Below are 14,611 nucleotides of genomic sequence, written 5' to 3' on the forward strand. Positions count from 1 at the left end.
CAGCAAAACGGAGACGCGTGATGGCTATTATTCTCGGCATTGACCCGGGTTCGCGCGTGACCGGCTATGGCGTCATCCGCCAGGTGGGCAGGCAGCTGTCCTACCTGGGTAGCGGATGTATACGCACCAAAGTAGATGATTTACCGTCTCGTCTTAAGCTCATCTATGCGGGCGTGACGGAAATCATCACCCAGTTCCAGCCTGATTATTTCGCCATTGAACAAGTCTTTATGGCTAAAAATGCCGACTCGGCCCTGAAGCTGGGGCAGGCGCGTGGCGTGGCGATTGTGGCGGCGGTGAATCAGGAATTACCGGTATTTGAATACGCGGCACGTCAGGTAAAACAAACGGTGGTAGGTATTGGTAGTGCCGAAAAAAGCCAGGTGCAGCATATGGTCCGCACCTTGCTGAAACTGCCCGCTAATCCGCAGGCGGATGCCGCTGATGCGCTGGCAATTGCCATCACCCACTGCCACGTTAGTCAGAATGCGATGCAAATGAGCGAATCGCGGCTGAACCTGGCGAGAGGGCGACTGCGTTAAGTTATACCGCCTCGGTCAGTTCAGGCTGAGGCGTTTCTACTCCCTCCGCATGAATCAACACCAAACCCGGATGATGCCACAAACTGGCTGGCGTGACGGTTTTACGCTCCCACGGAATAGAACCTAAGAACCAGAATTTCCAGAAAGTGAGTTTTGCATTCGGATTGCTATTTAACAGTTCTCCAAACGTCTCTATTTCACCCACCGGAATACATAGCGCCTCTTTATAAATATCAAAAACGAATTTTGAACAGAACTGGCGGGAAGATTCGTATTTAAAACCGGTGTGGTAAAGTTTGCGTAGCCGGGAGGGAACCTGTTCAACAATTCGTTTTTTTTGTTGTTCTGTCAGCCCAGCGTCTAATCGCTTTATAGCATAGCGTTGATTAGAAGAACGTTTAATAAAACGAGATAGCGTGGTGATGGTTGAAAGGGGAACCCGGCTTTCTGCAACCAGGAAGTCTTCACCGTTATGACCGATAATGATCCCGACGTGATTACTCCAGCAATTTGATGCAGCTGATATTTGACCAAATAAGGCAGCACCTATACATGTAAAGACGATATCACCAATTTCATATTCAGCAGGGCAATTAATATTCACGTTGTCATTCCATTGAAATAGATATGAATATACGTAATAGCATAAAAAATTTATTTTTTCAGGAGGCGCAATGTATATTTTTATTACGCATTTCTTCACTGAATATGTAATATTTAAATATTTGCTTCCAATATAACCTGTAGAATAAATTATACTGCGTCATTTTTCAGATCATCGGGACGCCTCGCAAGTTTTCTTCATCCTTCGCTGGATATCTATCCAGCATTTTTTTATCATACAGCATTATCTTTGATTCATTACGCAGGAGCGTCATGTGATAGGCAGACTCAGAGGCATCATCATTGAAAAACAACCCCCGCTGGTATTAATTGAAGTGGGCGGCGTAGGCTATGAAGTGCATATGCCGATGACCTGTTTTTATGAACTCCCTGAAGCGGGTCAGGAAGCGATCGTTTTCACCCACTTTGTGGTGCGTGAAGACGCGCAACTGCTGTACGGTTTTAACAATAAACAAGAGCGCACGTTGTTCAAAGAGTTGATCAAAACCAACGGCGTTGGGCCTAAACTGGCATTGGCAATCCTCTCCGGAATGTCAGCGCAGCAGTTCGTTAATGCCGTTGAGCGTGAAGAAGTGGGGGCGCTGGTGAAACTGCCGGGCATTGGCAAAAAAACCGCCGAACGCTTGATTGTTGAAATGAAAGACCGATTTAAAGGTTTGCATGGCGATCTCTTTACGCCAGCTGCCGACCTGGTACTCACGTCACCTGCCAGCCCGACGACCGACGATGCTGAACAGGAAGCGGTTGCCGCGCTGGTGGCGCTGGGCTATAAACCACAAGAAGCAAGCCGGATGGTGAGCAAAATCGCTCGCCCTGACGCCAGCAGTGAAACATTAATTCGCGAAGCCCTGCGCGCCGCGTTATGAGGTAAAGGATGATTGAAGCAGACCGTCTGATTTCTGCCGGTACCACTTTGCCGGAAGATGTAACAGATCGCGCCATTCGCCCCAAATTACTGGAAGAGTATGTTGGTCAGCCGCAGGTTCGTTCACAGATGGAGATTTTCATCAAAGCAGCGAAACTGCGCGGCGATGCCCTCGATCATCTGTTGATTTTTGGTCCTCCGGGTTTAGGTAAAACTACGCTTGCCAACATTGTCGCCAATGAAATGGGCGTGAATTTGCGCACGACTTCTGGTCCAGTGCTGGAAAAGGCGGGCGATCTGGCAGCGATGCTCACTAACCTTGAACCGCATGACGTGCTGTTTATTGATGAGATCCACCGTCTTTCGCCAGTGGTGGAAGAGGTGTTGTATCCGGCAATGGAAGACTACCAACTGGATATCATGATTGGTGAAGGTCCGGCGGCACGCTCCATTAAAATTGATTTGCCGCCGTTTACCCTGATTGGTGCAACCACGCGCGCAGGTTCGCTGACGTCACCGTTGCGCGACCGTTTTGGTATTGTGCAACGTTTGGAGTTTTATCAGGTGCCAGATCTGCAATATATCGTCAGTCGCAGTGCACGCTTTATGGGGCTTGAGATGAGTGATGACGGCGCGCTGGAAGTTGCTCGTCGCGCGCGCGGTACGCCACGTATTGCCAACCGTCTGCTGCGTCGTGTTCGCGATTTTGCCGAAGTGAAGCACGATGGCACCATCTCGGCTGATATCGCCGCCCAGGCACTGGATATGCTGAATGTTGATGCTGAAGGTTTTGATTATATGGACCGCAAATTGTTGCTGGCGGTAATCGATAAGTTCTTTGGTGGGCCGGTAGGCCTGGATAACCTGGCGGCAGCCATTGGCGAAGAACGTGAAACCATTGAGGATGTACTGGAACCTTATTTGATTCAGCAAGGCTTTTTGCAGCGTACACCGCGCGGGCGTATGGCGACAGTGCGGGCGTGGAACCACTTCGGAATTACGCCGCCAGAAATGCCGTAAGTCGGATAAGGCATTCAAGCCTAATCCGACAATTGTGCAAAGTGCCTGATGCGACGCTGTACGCGTTTTATCAGGCCGTGTCAGAAATAACGATACCTTAAGTCGGATAAGACGTTCACATCGCATCCGACATTTTAGGTTTAAATTAGCTGGCCTGCTTTTTCATCATACTGATAATAAACAGCAGTGCCGCACATAGCACCACCGACGGACCCGCGGGCGTATCGTAAAACGCAGAAAAGGTTAAACCGCCAGTTACCGCCACCATCCCCACCAACACAGCGACACCAGCCATCTGTTCCGGCGTACGGGCAAAGCGACGCGCAGTAGCTGCAGGAATAATCAGCAGCGAAGTAATAATCAACGCGCCGACAAATTTCATCGCTACACCAATCGTCAATGCCGTCACCAGCATCAACAACAATTTCACGCGCTGTAATTTCACACCATCAACAAACGCCAGATCCAGGCTAATCGTCATCGACAGCAAGTTACGCCATTGCCAGCAGAGAATCCCTAATACAATGATTACGCCAATAGCGATGGAGATAAGATCTTCCGGTGTTACTGCCAGTAAATCCCCAAACAAATACGCCATAAGATCGACGCGAATGTTAGACATTAAACTCACGACCACCAGCCCAAGAGAAAGGGCGCTATGAGCCATAATTCCCAGCAATGTATCAATCGCCAGTTGCGGTCGCTTTTCCAGCCATACCAGCCCGCCAGCCAGCAGTAGCGTAACGGCAATGACTGCATAAAATGGATTAACATCCAGCAACAGGCCGAAGGCGACACCTAACAGTGATGCGTGAGCCAGCGTATCGCCAAAATAGGACATTCGACGCCAGACTACAAATGATCCCAACGGACCTGCAGCACAGGCCAACATAACTCCGGCAAGCCAGCCGGGTAACAATAATTCAATCATGAGTGCCATTTCCCCGGCGCAGAATAATTCGCCCCTGTAGATCGTGGCGGTGATTGTGTTGGTGGCGATAAATCCCCAGCTGTTGAGCCCCACGAGTGCCAAACATTGAAATGAACTCCGGATGCATAGAAACGCTTTCAGGTGTACCAGAGCAGCAGATATGGTGATTTAAACAAAGCACCTCGTCGGTTTTGGCCATCACAAGATGCAGATCATGTGAAACCATCAGCACCGCGCAGTTCAGTTCGCGGCGCAGTTGATCGATAAGGTCATAAAGTGCCACCTGCCCGTTTACATCCACGCCCTGCGTGGGTTCATCCAGCACCAGTAATTGTGGTTTATTTAGCAGTGCACGGGCGAGCAGTACTCTTTGCGTTTCGCCACCAGAGAGTTTTTGCATTGGCGCATCAATGAGATGGCCCGCCTGAACGCGCTTAAGCGCGGGAAGAATATCTTCTTTGTGGGTGGCAGGGCGCAAACGCAAAAAACGGCTGACAGTTAAAGGTAAAGTGGTATCGAGATACAGTTTTTGTGGCACATAGCCGATGCGAAGTTTTCCGCTGCGCTTGATAACACCTTCATCCGGGGCTACCAGCCCAAGTACTACACGAACCAGGGTGGACTTACCGGCACCATTTGGGCCAAGAAGGGTTAATATTTTGCCAGGTTTAAGCTCAAGCGACACGTCAGACAGCACGCGGCGTTGGCCAAAGGAGACTGAAACCTTATCCAGTGAAACCAGGGTTGTCATGTTAATTTTAGTCTTGCAGAAGTCATGAAATGTTATAATATCACATTTCTTCTATTCAGTACGATGATTGGTCGCATTATGTTACATAAAAATACGCTTCTTTTCGCGGCATTATCCGCCGCCTTATGGGGGAGTGCAACACAGGCGGCAAATGCCGCTGTAGTAGCATCTCTCAAGCCAATCGGCTTTATTGCAGCAGCTATTGCTGATGGGGTTACAGATACAGAAATATTATTACCAGATGGTGCATCTGAGCATGATTATTCACTGCGTCCATCAGACGTTAAACGCTTACAGAACGCGGACTTAGTCATTTGGGTTGGTCCGGAAATGGAAGCATTCATGGAAAAAGCCGTCAACAAAATTCCGCCCTCGAAACAAGTTACAATTGCGCAACTTCCTGACGTACAACCATTGCTATTGAAAGGGAATGATGAAGACGAGCACGATCATGCCGGGGGTGAAAACAGTGACGAACATCACCATCATGGCGATTACAACATGCACTTATGGCTTTCTCCAGAGATAGCGCGGGCCTCAGCGGTTGCAATCCATAAAAAATTAGTGGAACTTATGCCGCAAAGTCGAGCCAAACTTGACGCCAACCTGAAGGATTTTGAGGCACAATTAGCCACAACCGACAAACAGGTGGGTAACGAGCTCGCACCGCTCAAGGGTAAAGGTTATTTCGTTTTCCACGATGCCTGGGGTTATTACGAAAAACATTTCGGACTGACACCGCTCGGTCATTTTACCGTTAATCCTGAGATACAACCTGGTGCGCAGCGTTTACATGAGATTAGAACACAGTTGGTTGAGCAAAAAGCAACTTGCGTTTTTGCTGAGCCACAGTTCAGGCCAGCGGTCGTAGAAAGCGTTGCGAGAGGGACATCCGTTCGAATGGGGACGTTGGATCCCCTCGGTACGAATATCAAACTGGGCAAAACGAGCTATTCAGCATTTTTGACCCAGGTCGCTAATCAATATGCGAGCTGCCTGAAAGGAGAATAACGAGGAAGTGATTACGTGCAACAGATAGCCCGCTCTGTCGCCCTGGCATTTAACAATTTGCCGCGACCTCACCGCGTTATGCTGGGGTCGCTTACCGTTCTTACATTGGCCGTCGCTGTCTGGCGGCCCTACGTTTACCATCGTGATGCCACGCCAATTGTCAAAACAATTGAGCTGGAGCAAAACGAAATTCGCTCTCTGCTTCCGGAGGCCAGCGAGCCAATTGATCAGGCTGCGCAGGAAGATGAAGCCATTCCACAGGATGAACTGGACGACAAAATCGCTGGTGAAGCGGGTGTTCATGAATATGTGGTTTCAACGGGTGATACGCTAAGCAGTATCCTCAATCAATATGGTATTGATATGAGCGATATCACGCAGTTGGCTGCTGCGGATAAAGAACTGCGCAATCTGAAAATTGGTCAGCAGCTTTCCTGGACTTTGACCGCCGACGGTGATTTACAGCGCCTGACGTGGGAAGTTTCCCGCCGTGAAACTCGTACCTACGATCGCACGGCAACTAACGGCTTTAAAATGACCAGCGAAATGCAGCAGGGCGATTGGATCAACAGTGTGATAAAAGGCACTGTTGGTGGTAGTTTCGTTACCAGCGCGAAAAATGCCGGTCTCACCAGCGCCGAAGTTAGCGCCGTGATTAAAGCGATGCAGTGGCAAATGGATTTCCGTAAGCTGAAAAAAGGCGATGAATTCTCGGTTCTGATGTCGCGGGAAATGCTCGATGGTAAACGTGAACAGAGCCAGTTGTTGGGTGTGCGTTTACGCTCTGAAGGTAAAGACTATTATGCCTTCCGTGCTGCCGACGGGAAATTCTATGATCGCAATGGTACCGGGCTGGCAAAAGGCTTCCTGCGTTTTCCGACGACTAAACAATTCCGTATTTCTTCCAACTTCCACCCGCGCCGTGTGAATCCGGTGACCGGGCGTGTTGCTCCACATAAAGGTGTCGATTTCGCCATGCCGCAGGGTACTCCGGTACTGGCAGTGGGTGATGGTGAAGTGGTTGTTGCCAAGCGAAGTGGTGCAGCAGGTTACTACATTGCTATCCGTCATGGTCGCACGTACACCACTCGTTATATGCACCTGCGTAAGTTGTTAGTGAAACCGGGCCAGAAAGTGAAACGGGGTGATCGTATTGCGCTTTCTGGTAACACCGGGCGCTCAACCGGGCCACATTTGCACTATGAAATGTGGATCAACCAGCAGGCGGTTAACCCATTAACCGCGAAACTGCCGCGTACAGAAGGTCTGACGGGATCTGATCGCACTGAATATCTGGCGCAGGTTAAAGAACTGCTACCGCAACTTCAGTTCGATTAAGAGAATTGCAGACAAAGCCGGTACGCAATATGTGCCGGCTTTTTTTATTTTGAATGGGGCAAGTTGCACCGCTACACTATCACCAGTTTGATATTGCGCCGCTACAGGCACTGGACAAGAATGGAAACGAAAAAGAACAACAGCGAATACATTCCTGAATTTGATAAATCTTTCCGCCATCCGCGCTACTGGGGCGCATGGCTGGGCGTTGCGGCGATGGCAGGAATTGCTTTAACGCCCCCTGCATTTCGCGATCCTTTGTTGGCCCGACTTGGGCGATTTGCCGGGCGACTGGGAAAAAGTTCCCGCCGCCGGGCACTGATTAATTTATCGTTATGCTTTCCTGAGCGCAGCGAAGCTGAGCGTGAAGCCATTGTCGATGAGATGTTTGCTACAGCTCCGCAGGCGATGGCTATGATGGCGGAACTGGCTATTCGCGGCCCGGAAAAAATTCTACCGCGTGTAGAATGGCAAGGTCGTGAAATTATCGACGAGATGCATCGTAACAATGAAAAGGTCATTTTCCTTGTTCCGCATGGCTGGGGGGTGGATATTCCGGCGATGCTGATGGCCTCACAAGGGCAGAAAATGGCTGCGATGTTCCATAATCAGGGCAATCCGGTCTTCGATTATGTATGGAACAGCGTGCGTCGTCGTTTTGGTGGTCGGTTACATGCCCGTAATGATGGTATTAAACCGTTTATTCAGTCTGTTCGTCAGGGCTACTGGGGATATTATCTTCCCGATCAGGATCATGGTGCTGAGCATAGTGAATTCGTTGATTTCTTTGCGACGTATAAAGCGACGCTTCCGGCTATAGGGCGCCTGATGAAAGTTTGCCGTGCGCGTGTGGTGCCGCTTTTTCCCATTTATGATGGCAAAACGCATCGCCTGACGATTCAGGTACGTCCTCCTATGGATGATTTGGCAGAAGCGGATGATCGCACTATCGCCCGCCGGATGAATGAAGAAGTGGAAGTTTTTGTTGGCCCACACCCGGAACAGTACACCTGGATTTTGAAGCTGTTGAAAACCCGTAAGCCGGGGGAAATTCAGCCTTATAAGCGCAAAGATCTTTATCCCATCAAATAAAAAAGCCTCCCGGTATGAGAGGCTGAGACTGATGACAAATGCAAAATTGCCTGATGCGCTACGCCCTATTGGGTCAGAGTGTTCCTGCAATGTTTTGAATTTGCATACTTTTATAGGCCGGATGAGGTTTACGCTGCATCCGGCACTTCATTTACTCGACAGTCAGAATACGCGTGGTATTAGTTGAACCCACGGTACTCATCACGTCGCCCTGGGTGACAATCACCAGATCACCAGAAACCAGATAACCTTTATCGCGAAGCAGATTGACTGCTTCACTTGCGGCAGCTACACCATCAGTGGCGCTGTCGAAGTGTACCGGTGTTACACCACGGTACAATGCAGTCAGGTTCAGCGTGCGTTCATGGCGCGACATGGCGAAAATCGGCAAGCCGGAGCTGATACGAGACGTCATTAACGCAGTACGTCCAGACTCAGTCATGGTAATGATCGCAGTAACGCCTTTCAGGTGGTTAGCCGCGTACATTGCGGACATGGCAATTGCTTCTTCCACATTGTCGAATTGGACGTCCAGACGGTGTTTAGAAACGTTGATGCTCGGGATTTTTTCTGCGCCCAGGCAAACGCGTGCCATTGCCGCTACGGTTTCTGCCGGATACTGACCTGCGGCCGTTTCTGCTGAAAGCATAACGGCATCGGTGCCATCCAGTACTGCGTTTGCGACGTCCATGACTTCTGCACGTGTTGGCATCGGGTTAGTGATCATCGACTCCATCATCTGCGTAGCCGTAATCACCGCACGGTTAAGTTGACGCGCCCGACGAATCAACGCTTTCTGAATACCGACCAGTTCAGGATCGCCAATTTCAACGCCCAGGTCACCACGAGCCACCATGACTACGTCAGAAGCCAGAATGATGTCATCCATCGCATCCTGGCTGCATACCGCTTCGGCACGCTCAACTTTGGCGACAATTTTGGCATCGCAACCAGCGTCACGAGCCAGACGGCGTGCATAGTTCAGATCTTCACCACAACGTGGGAATGAAACCGCCAGATAGTCAACGCCAATCAGGGCTGCAGTCTGGATATCGGCTTTGTCTTTTTCAGTCAGCGCTTCCGCGGAGAGACCACCACCAAGTTTGTTGATCCCTTTATTGTTAGAAAGTGGACCACCAACCGTGACTTCGGTGAACACTTTCATATCCTGCACTTCCAGTACTTTTAACTGTACACGGCCATCGTCAAGCAACAGGATATCGCCTGGTACGACGTCAGCAGGCAGGCCTTTATAGTCAATACCAACTTTCTCTTTATCGCCTTCACCTTTCCCCAGGTTGGCATCGAGCAGGAATTTGTCGCCAATATTGAGGAAAACTTTCCCTTCTTTAAAGGTGGATACACGGATTTTTGGCCCCTGGAGGTCACCCAGAATAGCCACATGACGCCCCAGTTTTGCTGCGATCTCACGAACCTTATCAGCACGCATTTTGTGATCTTCAGGTGATCCGTGAGAGAAGTTCATACGTACAACGTTGGCGCCTGCAGCGATAATTTTTTCAAGGTTGTTATCGCGGTCAGTTGCCGGGCCTAACGTGGTAACGATTTTGGTTCTGCGAAGCCTTCTGGACATGTAATACTCCGTTGACTGAACAACTAGGTGTTGCGTGAATATTGATCCGGGTGTTCCCCAACTTCACGTGGGGTAAATGAACACGCCGGATGACGAAAAGGTTAGAACATTATTATTGCTTTTAGCGATCATCACCCTTGATAAGAAGTCCCTTATCAAAACGCGATTCCTTAAGTGCTTCCTTGACACGCTTCAAGTTATCTCTGAATTTCGCGCCACGGCGCAAAGTAAATCCGGTTGCCAGCACATCTATCACGGTCAGCTGTGCAAGTCGAGAGACCATGGGCATATAAATGTCAGTATCTTCCGGTACATCCAGGGTTATTGCCAGAGTAGCTTCCAGGGCCAGAGGCGTGCCGGGAGAAGTAATCGCGATGACCATGGCATCGTTTTCGCGAGCCAGTTGCGCCAGTTCAACCACATTTTTGGTTCTGCCAGTGTGGGAAATCAGCACTACGACATCATCGTCATTACAGTTCATGCAGCTCATCCGCTGCAATACGATGTCATCAGAGTAGATGACTGGAACGTTAAAGCGGAAAAATTTATTCATAGCATCGTGCGCAACAGCTGCAGATGAACCGAGGCCAAAAAAGGCAATTTTCTTTGCCTGAGTGAGAAGATCAACGGCGCGGTTGATTGCCGTGTTATCCAGCGACTGGCGAACATGGTCCAGGCTTGCCATCGCCGATTCGAAAATTTTCCGTGTATAAGACTCTACGCTGTCATCTTCATTCACATTATGATTAACATAGAGCGTTCCATTCGCCAGACTTTGTGCTAAATGCAGTTTAAAATCAGGAAAGCCACGAGTGTCCATGCTGCGGCAAAAACGATTCACCGTTGGTTCGCTGACATTCGCTTCCAGCGCCAGTGCAGCGATACTTGAGTGAATAGCCCGGTCAGGCGAGGCGAGGATCACGTCAGCGACTTTACGTTCGGATTTGCTCAAATGTTCCAGTTGAGCCTGGACTTTTTCCAGCATGTTCATGATGTAGAAAGACTCAAGGGTGAAAGAAGATTGCTGTAGATATTACCCCTCCATCACAGTAGCAGGGGCAAAAAAGGATAAAGAGGTGTTGTTTTTTTTCATAACATGATCAACCTCTGATTTTGTCAGGTTGATAATTGTACGAAAACAACAGCTTTTTTGTGCTCAATGTGGCTTTTTTCAGCAAATTTCCGGCTGTTTATGACAACCGCACAAGCGGATAAGCAGTTACGGTTTCGTGAATTATGTAAAAGCAGTACAGTGAGCCGTAATAAAATTACAAATATGGCCTGGCGACAGTACCAGGATATCCAACTAAGGAGAATGACATGGCGGTAACGCAAACAGCCCAGGCATGTGACCTGGTCATTTTCGGTGCGAAAGGCGACCTGGCGCGTCGTAAACTGCTGCCTTCCCTGTATCAACTGGAAAAAGCCGGTCAGCTCCACCCCGATACCCGAATCATTGGGGTCGGACGGGCTGACTGGGATAAAGACGCCTATACCAAAGTGGTGCGTGAAGCGCTCGAAACCTTCATGAAAGAAGAAATCGATGAAGCTTTATGGGAAACGCTTAGCGGACGTCTGAATTTCTGTAACCTTGATGTCAATGACACTCCAGCGTTTACTCGCCTGGCTGCCATGTTGGATCAAGAAAAACGTATCACGATCAACTATTTCGCCATGCCACCAGGAACCTTCGGGGCAATCTGTAAAGGCCTGGGGGAAGCAAAACTGAATGCCAAACCAGCGCGTGTGGTAATGGAGAAGCCGCTGGGAACTTCGCTAGCAACATCGCGTGAGATCAACGATCAGGTTGGTGAATATTTTGAAGAGTGCCAGGTTTACCGTATTGACCATTACCTGGGGAAAGAGACGGTACTGAACCTGCTGGCACTACGTTTTGCGAACTCTCTGTTTGTAAACAACTGGGATAATCGCACTATCGATCATGTAGAAATTACGGTGGCCGAAGAGGTGGGGATTGAAGGGCGTTGGGGCTACTTTGATAAAGCCGGCCAGATGCGCGATATGATTCAAAACCACCTGCTGCAAATTCTCTGCATGATCGCGATGTCACCGCCGTCCGACCTGAGTGCCGACAGCATTCGTGATGAAAAAGTGAAAGTGCTGAAGTCGTTACGTCGTATCGATCGCACCAATGTGCGCGAAAAAACGGTGCGTGGTCAGTACACCGCCGGATTTGCTCAGGGCAAAAAAGTACCTGGGTATCTGGAAGAAGAGGGCGCTAATAAGAGCAGCAATACCGAAACGTTTGTTGCAATTCGAGTGGATATCGACAACTGGCGTTGGGCGGGTGTTCCGTTCTATTTGCGTACCGGTAAACGTCTGCCGACAAAATGCTCCGAAGTGGTGGTCTATTTCAAAACACCTGAGCTGAATCTGTTTAAAGAATCCTGGCAGGATCTGCCACAAAATAAACTCACGATTCGTTTACAGCCTGATGAGGGTGTGGATATTCAGGTACTGAATAAAGTTCCTGGACTGGACCACAAGCATAATCTGCAGATTACGAAACTGGATCTGAGTTACTCAGAAACCTTTAACCAGACGCATCTGGCAGATGCTTATGAACGTCTGTTACTGGAAACCATGCGAGGTATTCAGGCGCTGTTTGTACGTCGCGATGAAGTCGAAGAAGCGTGGAAGTGGGTGGACTCCATTACTGAAGCGTGGGCGATGGACAATGATGCGCCGAAGCCTTACCAGGCAGGAACCTGGGGACCAGTGGCTTCGGTAGCAATGATTACTCGCGATGGTCGTTCATGGAACGAATTCGAGTAACGTACTGAGCTACACGAAAGTGGTATTTTACCGGTAACATGATCTGGCACAGTTTGCTGCCGAATTTTTACACTTTTAAGCCTCACGTGGATTCACCCGTGGGGCTTTTTTTATTACACTGGCTGTAGTGTTTTTGCTATGAGCTACGGTTAGCAGGCGTTTTATTCACTGAATTTCGCCTTGTTTTGCCTCCTGCTCAAAGAATAAATTTCAGGAGCCATTATGAATCCGCAAATGTTACGCGTAACAAATCGCATTATAGAACGCTCACGAGAAACGCGTTCTGCTTACCTTGAGCGTATTGAACAAGCGAAAACTAACACCGTTCATCGCTCGCAACTGGCATGTGGCAACCTTGCACATGGTTTTGCCGCCTGTCAGCCAGAAGATAAAGCCGCACTTAAAAGCATGTTGCGTAACAATATTGCGATCATCACCTCCTATAACGACATGCTTTCCGCCCATCAGCCTTACGAACGTTACCCGGATATCATTCGCAAAGCGCTCCATGAAGTGAATGCGGTTGGTCAGGTTGCCGGTGGTGTGCCAGCAATGTGTGATGGTGTGACTCAGGGCCAGGACGGGATGGAACTTTCCTTGCTGAGCCGCGAAGTCATTGCGATGTCTGCTGCGGTTGGGCTTTCACACAACATGTTTGATGGCGCGCTTTACCTTGGGGTATGTGACAAAATTGTTCCGGGGCTGGCTATGGCCGCGTTGTCTTTTGGGCATCTCCCGGCGGTGTTTGTACCATCAGGACCAATGGCAAGTGGTTTACCAAATAAAGAGAAAGTGCGTATCCGCCAGTTGTATGCAGAAGGCAAAGTAGATCGTATGGCACTTCTCGAATCAGAAGCCGCTTCCTACCATGCACCAGGCACGTGTACTTTTTACGGTACGGCTAACACCAACCAGATGGTGGTGGAGTTTATGGGGATGCAATTACCCGGTTCCTCTTTCGTCCACCCGGATTCACCGCTGCGTGATGAGCTGACTGCTGCCGCTGCGCGCCAGGTCACGCGTATGACCGGCAACGGTAGCGAATGGATGCCACTTGGTAAAATGATTGATGAAAAAGTTGTGGTAAACGGTATCGTTGCACTCCTGGCGACAGGTGGATCTACCAACCACACTATGCATCTGGTGGCCATGGCACGTGCCGCTGGTATTCAGATCAATTGGGATGATTTCTCTGATCTTTCAGATGTTGTTCCTCTCCTGGCGCGTCTCTATCCTAATGGCCCGGCTGATATTAACCACTTCCAGGCGGCAGGTGGTGTACCGGTGTTAATGCGTGAATTGCTGAATGCGGGTTTACTGCATGAAGATGTTAATACCGTGGCAGGATTTGGCCTTTCTCGCTACACCATGGAGCCGTGGCTGAATAACGGTAAGCTGGATTGGCGTGAAGGGGCGGAAAAATCTCTCGACGACAATGTTATTGCGTCTTTCGATAAGCCTTTCTCGCATCATGGTGGCACCAAAGTATTAAGCGGTAACCTGGGCCGGGCTGTCATGAAAACGTCTGCTGTACCCCTTGAAAACCAGATTATTGAAGCGCCAGCAGTCGTATTTGAAAGCCAACATGATGTTTTACCTGCCTTTGAAGCTGGAATGCTGGACCGGGATTGTGTCGTTGTTGTTCGCCACCAGGGGCCAAAAGCGAACGGAATGCCAGAATTACATAAACTCATGCCGCCACTTGGTGTATTATTGGACCGCTGTTTCAAAATTGCGTTGGTGACTGATGGACGGCTTTCTGGTGCTTCGGGTAAAGTGCCGTCAGCAATCCACGTGACACCGGAAGCCTACGATGGTGGGCTGCTGGCAAAAGTACGTGATGGCGACATTATTCGAGTGAATGGTCAGACAGGCGAACTGACACTGCTGGTTGATGAAGCAGAACTTGCCGCCCGTCAGCCTCATATTCCGAATCTGAGTGCATCGCGTATCGGGACCGGGCGTGAAATGTTTAGTGCTTTACGCGAAAAACTATCCGGTGCCGAGCAGGGCGCAACCTGTATCACCTTCTAAAAGTTAAAATTTG

At 49.5% G+C, this 14,611-nt stretch carries 14 protein-coding genes; 9 read left to right on the forward strand and 5 right to left on the reverse strand.

The genetic code is table 11. The features are described 5' to 3' along the window. The first annotated feature begins 20 nt into the window (after positions 1-20). Positions 21-542 carry a crossover junction endodeoxyribonuclease RuvC gene (gene ruvC / locus K0335_RS01130; RefSeq protein ID WP_001295503.1) on the forward strand — a complete coding sequence of 174 codons (522 nt, stop codon included), beginning with the start codon at positions 21-23 and terminating at the stop codon, positions 540-542. A gap of 1 nt (position 543) precedes the next feature. On the opposite strand, the gene K0335_RS01135 is transcribed toward ruvC, so the two are convergent. Beyond that, on the reverse strand, positions 544-1,146 hold the full coding sequence (locus K0335_RS01135; RefSeq protein ID WP_001024426.1) for a YebB family permuted papain-like enzyme: 603 nt from the start codon (positions 1,144-1,146) through the stop codon (positions 544-546). A 70-nt stretch (positions 1,147-1,216) separates the two neighbouring features. On the opposite strand from K0335_RS01135, the gene yobI reads away from it, so the two are divergent. From yobI to ruvB, 3 genes are all read left to right on the forward strand, one after another. Beyond that, entirely contained in the window at positions 1,217-1,282 is a 66-nt protein-coding gene (gene yobI / locus K0335_RS01140) for a stress response small protein YobI (protein WP_001386853.1), read from the forward strand. A gap of 138 nt (positions 1,283-1,420) precedes the next feature. After that, on the forward strand, positions 1,421-2,032 hold the full coding sequence (ruvA, locus tag K0335_RS01145) for a Holliday junction branch migration protein RuvA (RefSeq protein ID WP_000580328.1): 612 nt from the start codon (positions 1,421-1,423) through the stop codon (positions 2,030-2,032). An 8-nt stretch (positions 2,033-2,040) separates the two neighbouring features. Then, positions 2,041-3,051, forward strand: coding sequence for a Holliday junction branch migration DNA helicase RuvB (ruvB, locus tag K0335_RS01150; protein ID WP_219393696.1), 1,011 nt, complete (start codon positions 2,041-2,043; stop codon positions 3,049-3,051). 145 nt (positions 3,052-3,196) lie between these two features. Here ruvB and znuB read toward each other — a convergent pair whose 3' ends face one another. Beyond that, positions 3,197-3,982, reverse strand: a complete 786-nt coding sequence (gene znuB / locus K0335_RS01155) for a zinc ABC transporter permease subunit ZnuB (RefSeq protein ID WP_104919665.1) — start codon at positions 3,980-3,982, stop codon at positions 3,197-3,199. Then, positions 3,975-4,733 carry a zinc ABC transporter ATP-binding protein ZnuC gene (znuC, locus tag K0335_RS01160; RefSeq protein WP_000210274.1) on the reverse strand — a complete coding sequence of 253 codons (759 nt, stop codon included), beginning with the start codon at positions 4,731-4,733 and terminating at the stop codon, positions 3,975-3,977. The genes znuB and znuC overlap by 8 nt, the downstream gene beginning before the upstream one ends. 78 nt (positions 4,734-4,811) lie before the next feature. On the opposite strand from znuC, the gene znuA reads away from it, so the two are divergent. The 3 genes from znuA (at position 4,812) to lpxM (ending at position 8,174) form a co-directional block, all read left to right on the forward strand. Next, complete coding sequence (gene znuA / locus K0335_RS01165) at positions 4,812-5,744, forward strand: zinc ABC transporter substrate-binding protein ZnuA (RefSeq protein ID WP_032242959.1); 933 nt, start codon at positions 4,812-4,814, stop codon at positions 5,742-5,744. 15 nt (positions 5,745-5,759) lie between these two features. Then, positions 5,760-7,082 carry a murein DD-endopeptidase MepM gene (gene mepM, locus K0335_RS01170; RefSeq protein WP_001184051.1) on the forward strand — a complete coding sequence of 441 codons (1,323 nt, stop codon included), beginning with the start codon at positions 5,760-5,762 and terminating at the stop codon, positions 7,080-7,082. Positions 7,083-7,202: 120 nt separating this feature from the next. After that, the gene (gene lpxM, locus K0335_RS01175) at positions 7,203-8,174 is read left to right on the forward strand and encodes a lauroyl-Kdo(2)-lipid IV(A) myristoyltransferase (RefSeq protein WP_000448374.1); all 972 of its coding nucleotides are present in this window, start codon (positions 7,203-7,205) and stop codon (positions 8,172-8,174) included. Between the two features lie 151 nt (positions 8,175-8,325). Here the strand turns inward: lpxM and pyk are convergent, their stop codons facing one another. Both pyk and K0335_RS01185 read right to left on the reverse strand, forming a co-directional pair. Beyond that, on the reverse strand, positions 8,326-9,768 hold the full coding sequence (gene pyk / locus K0335_RS01180) for a pyruvate kinase (protein ID WP_000091137.1): 1,443 nt from the start codon (positions 9,766-9,768) through the stop codon (positions 8,326-8,328). Positions 9,769-9,889: 121 nt separating this feature from the next. After that, a complete protein-coding gene (locus tag K0335_RS01185) occupies positions 9,890-10,759 on the reverse strand; it encodes a MurR/RpiR family transcriptional regulator (protein ID WP_001056713.1) in 870 nt (289 codons plus the stop codon). 329 nt (positions 10,760-11,088) lie between these two features. Here K0335_RS01185 and zwf point away from each other — a divergent pair, with 329 nt between their 5' ends. Further along, complete coding sequence (gene zwf / locus K0335_RS01190; RefSeq protein ID WP_000301714.1) at positions 11,089-12,564, forward strand: glucose-6-phosphate dehydrogenase; 1,476 nt, start codon at positions 11,089-11,091, stop codon at positions 12,562-12,564. Positions 12,565-12,786: 222 nt separating this feature from the next. Next, positions 12,787-14,598: a phosphogluconate dehydratase gene (gene edd, locus K0335_RS01195; RefSeq protein ID WP_001069489.1), complete on the forward strand. Its 1,812-nt coding sequence runs from the start codon at positions 12,787-12,789 to the stop codon at positions 14,596-14,598. Positions 14,599-14,611: the final 13 nt, after the last annotated feature.

Origin of the sequence: Escherichia sp. GZ89 (assembly GCF_019366485.1) — a bacterium.
In the GTDB taxonomy this organism is placed as follows: Bacteria; Pseudomonadota; Gammaproteobacteria; order Enterobacterales; family Enterobacteriaceae; genus Escherichia; species Escherichia fergusonii.